The 3,968-nt window shown below is 40.5% G+C and carries 3 protein-coding genes and 1 pseudogene; all 4 read right to left on the bottom strand.

Translation table 11 applies throughout. The annotated features are described in order from the left end of the window. Positions 1 to 295: pseudogene (locus HMPREF2675_RS11240) on the bottom strand (hemagglutinin repeat-containing protein); the annotation flags it as partial. A gap of 394 nt (positions 296 to 689) precedes the next feature. After that, positions 690 to 1,886, bottom strand: a complete 1,197-nt coding sequence (locus tag HMPREF2675_RS04985) for a VENN motif pre-toxin domain-containing protein (RefSeq protein ID WP_283127799.1) — start codon at positions 1,884 to 1,886, stop codon at positions 690 to 692. 268 nt (positions 1,887 to 2,154) lie between these two features. Continuing rightward, entirely contained in the window at positions 2,155 to 2,433 is a 279-nt protein-coding gene (locus tag HMPREF2675_RS04990; RefSeq protein WP_070814270.1) for a hypothetical protein, read from the bottom strand. Beyond that, a partial coding sequence (locus tag HMPREF2675_RS11550; protein ID WP_083323881.1) for a VENN motif pre-toxin domain-containing protein occupies positions 2,418 to 3,968 on the bottom strand: 1,551 nt, incomplete at its 5' end. The genes HMPREF2675_RS11550 and HMPREF2675_RS04990, both read right to left, overlap by 16 nt.

Here is a 3,968-nt window from a genome sequence, read left to right on the forward strand (position 1 = left end):
TGAATCCGTAACCGACGGTAACTTGGACGTTGGCGTTTTGTTGTTTGCTTTGATAAGTTTCTCTATCTTGTACGCTTTGAATGCTTAGGTTTTTGGCATCAACTTGTACGCCTTGGCCCATGACTTGGGCACCTTTGAGCGTCGTGGTCTCACCACTTTGAATTAGGGTTCGACTGCCTGTGTCGCCAATATGGCTATGCCGATGGGTGAGGCTGTCGCCCTTGCCATGTCCTTTGCCGACATTGCCACCTGCGGTAATGTCTAATGACCAACCGCCTTGTCCGAATGATACGGCAACGCCTGCGTTTCAGCCGCTGCTTTTATTGCTACTGCGCTCGATGCTGCTTTGTCGAGCATATTATACAGGCTACGCTGGCTTTATTTATCACGTAGTGTAAATTGAGCATGAGCATCTTTACAGCCCAAAAATTTCATTGTGGTATTTTGATTGATGTATTCTATAAACTCCTTATCTCTTTGTATATCATAACCATCTTGCTTGTTTATGCAATATGTCCACTTGGGATTATTGGAATTATCAGGTTGTGCGCCAATTTGCGCCATAAGTTGATAATATAGTTTCGGATTGGACTTGGGATTTATTGTATGAATGTCAGTTGTTTGACATCCGATTAATAATAAACAGCTACATAATAAGTAATATTTAAACATTTTTGATATACCTTAATTTATGGATATGGATAAGATTGGTTGGAATTATTAGGATTTTGGATAATATATTTCCCCTTGCTATCTGGTTTTATAATTGTTTGTTTTGGCTGAAATTCATGAATTAAATTACCATTACTATCAGATTTAAGCTTACCGAAAGTAATACCAATTAATCGGCACAGATTATTATCATAGTATAATTTATCATACTTAATCCCATTAACCATACCATTATCTTCAACAAAATTAATGTATGCCGGCAATACTTGTGGTTCGTGCTTGAGTATTGCTTTTCTATGTGATTGTTGAAAATCCATATCGTTACTGCCTTGATTCGGTTGCAGTCCTAGCTTTGTTTTATCCAGTTGTTCATTAAATTCATGAGCTATTAGCACATTTCCCGATAATACAATTGAATGATTATCCAATTTTTCCATATCCCCTACATCAAAATTGCCTGTAATCCAACTTCCTCCTGCTGTTTTCTCATCATTAAGAACTAAGGTTATATTAGCAGAACCTCTTCTATCCTGAATTACGCCCGATAACATATTGTAGAATCTTAATTCATCGGTAGTTAAATCAGAAATCTGATATTTATTAGTGCTATTAGGTTTTGCTAATGGGACTAACTCAACAATTTCATACCCTTGTTTATTTTTTTCTCCTGTTTTTTGTAGTTCAAATTTATTACCTAATTCCGTTCGTACTTTTTGATTGAAACGAGACACTGCATTTTTTTCACTATTTATATTAAATGCTAGTTCATTATTCCCCACCGCACTCTGCGCATTCAGGCTGCCTTGCGCTGCATTGGCTGTGGTGTCGCCAATCACTGCTCCTGTTGCTGTTCCTAATAGGTTTGTAATCGCGGAAACAGTTTCTTTCTCTTCTGCCGTTAAGTCGCTGCCTTTTTTTTTGCCATATAACCATTTACTGATGTAAGGCGCAGCTGCTTCCGCTCCACCTGCACTCAATGCTCCTGCTAGGGCGTTATTGTCCCCTGCTGCTGCAACCGCCGCTCCCAATACTGCATGGGCAAGGATATGTGCAGGTGTGCCTTCTGCATTGTGTTTTTTGAATTGTTGTCCAATTTCATATGACAATGCTGGCGATGCAGTTGCGGCTACTATGCCCATTGTGCTTTCGGTTGGCGCACTTAAGCCCGAGGCGATGCTGTTGAGTAGCACTTGTCCTCGTTGCCAATTTTTCACTTGGGTATCGTAGTCGCTTTGACTTATCGCGCCTTTTTTAGTTGTGCTTTGAGTTGGTCAAGGTGTTAGTTAATTTCGGTATTAGCAGCCTGAACGTTTTGGTTGAAACTTTGGCTAACGGTTCTTTGTAAATCCAACTCGCTTTGCACTCTATCTTGGTCAAACACGTTTTTCAGGCTGCCTGAAAGTGGATTAACAGCGAAAAAGAGAACGCGTGGGTGCGAGCATCCACGCTTGCTATCATACAGGCTATGCTGACTCAATGCTCTTATTCTAGAAAATCTTCAAAATTTTTTTGAATAGCTGTATTAATATCTCCATACCAATCTAAATAAAATTCTGTTAATTCAGAATAAAGTAACTCATGAAATAAATTTTCATAGTCATTAAATGGTACTGCTACATTTTCATATAAAAAATGAATAGCAACAACAGAAAATAACTTGTCTTTTATGTCATATAAAGCGTAAATTATGATTTGTTGATTTTGATATGTTGAAAAAAAAACTTTTTTTTCTAAAATTCTATTATTTATAATGGCTTCCATCTTCCACTTCTAACTCTATTTTGAGTATTATTACGAGGATTTTTAAATTGTGAAATAGGGCGTCCTTCTGGTGATTGAATAACAATCCTATCTCCTTTTACATAAACATAATTACCAGTTTCAGTATCTAAAAATTTTCTTCCTTCTCTTACGATACGATTAGAATCACCAACGCTTCTATGAGCATCAGTTTTTGCTTCTTCTCTTCTTTGCTTGGCATGTTCAGTTGGCTTTTTATTTTCATCATCAGGGTCAGGCATAGGTAACCCAGTAGATGTCTGTGTTGTCTGAATAGCAGCCACTTCGCTTTCATTATTCCCCATGTGTTCGTTCCAAACACCATTCATCGCAGCAAGGGAACTTTCACAACCCGAATCAAATTGACAGAACAATCCACTCCATAATGCGGCATTGCCTGCACTAATGGTTTTTATCGTTTCTCGCCCAGTTTTTTGAATGGCTATAGCTACTCGTTCATCTGCTTCTTTTTGTGCTTGTGTTTTAGGAATATAAATAGGTAAAGGTATGGGGGCTGGTATTACACCACTATTATTCTCCACCGCACTTTGCGCATTCAGGCTGCCTTGCACCGCATTGGCTGTGGTGTCGCCAATCACTGCACCCGTAGCCGTTCCCAACAGATTGGTAATCGCTGTTACGGTCTCTTTCTCTTCTGCCGTTAAGTCGCTGCCTTTTTCTTTACCATATAACCATTTACTGATGTAAGGCACAGCAGCCTCCGCCCCACCTGCACTAATCGCTCCTGCTAGGGCGTTATTGTCTCCTGTTGCTGCAACAGCCGCTCCCAATACCGCATGGGCAAGGATATGTGCGCTCGTTCCTTCTGCGTTTTTTCCTTTAAAGTGTTGCCCGATTTCATACGACAATGCCGGCGATGCAGTCGCTGCCATTATACCTGCTGTGCTTTGGGTGGGTGCAGTTAAGCCCGAGGCAATACTGTTGAGCAGCACTTGTCCTCGTTGCCAATTGTTGATTTTGCCTTCTATCTCGGCTTTTTCTGTTGCACTAATTTTTGGGTCGTCTAGTTTTTCCTTTAATTCGTCTAGGTGTTTATTAATTTCGGTATTGGCAGCCTGAACGTTTTGATTAAAACTTTGGCTAACGGTTCTTTGCAAATCCAGTTCACTTTGCACCGCTTCTTTGTCAAACACGTTTTTCAGGCTGCCTGAATGTTGTTGCGCGGTTTCGCTGGTTGTGTTTGTGTATATGTCGGCTTTGGTCTCCTGTGCCGTTTTGCCCGTCAGTTGGATTTGTTTGTCTTCATCTGTAATGCGGATATTTTGGGTGTTAATACCACTTCGGGTTACGCTGCTTTGACTGTCGCTGTCATTGCCATAACCCACTGAGGAACTTGTACCGTTTTTATCGGCTACGGTTTTTAAGTGACTTTCTTGCGGATTGTTTTGTTCTCCTTGTCCCAGTGTTTGACCGCTTACGGCAACACTTGCACCCAATCCAAAACTTTTGCCTTCGTAGTGGCTATGGTTTTGAATGTCGCTGGCAGTAAGGGTGGC

The sequence above is a fragment of the Neisseria sp. HMSC061H08 genome, from assembly GCF_001836795.1.
In the GTDB taxonomy this organism is placed as follows: domain Bacteria; phylum Pseudomonadota; class Gammaproteobacteria; order Burkholderiales; family Neisseriaceae; genus Neisseria; species Neisseria subflava_A.

Coding starts and splice junctions, on each gene's coding strand:
- HMPREF2675_RS04990 (WP_070814270.1), bottom strand. CDS start 2,433: ATGGAAGCCATTATAAATAATAGAATTTTAGAAAAAAAAGTTTTTTTT.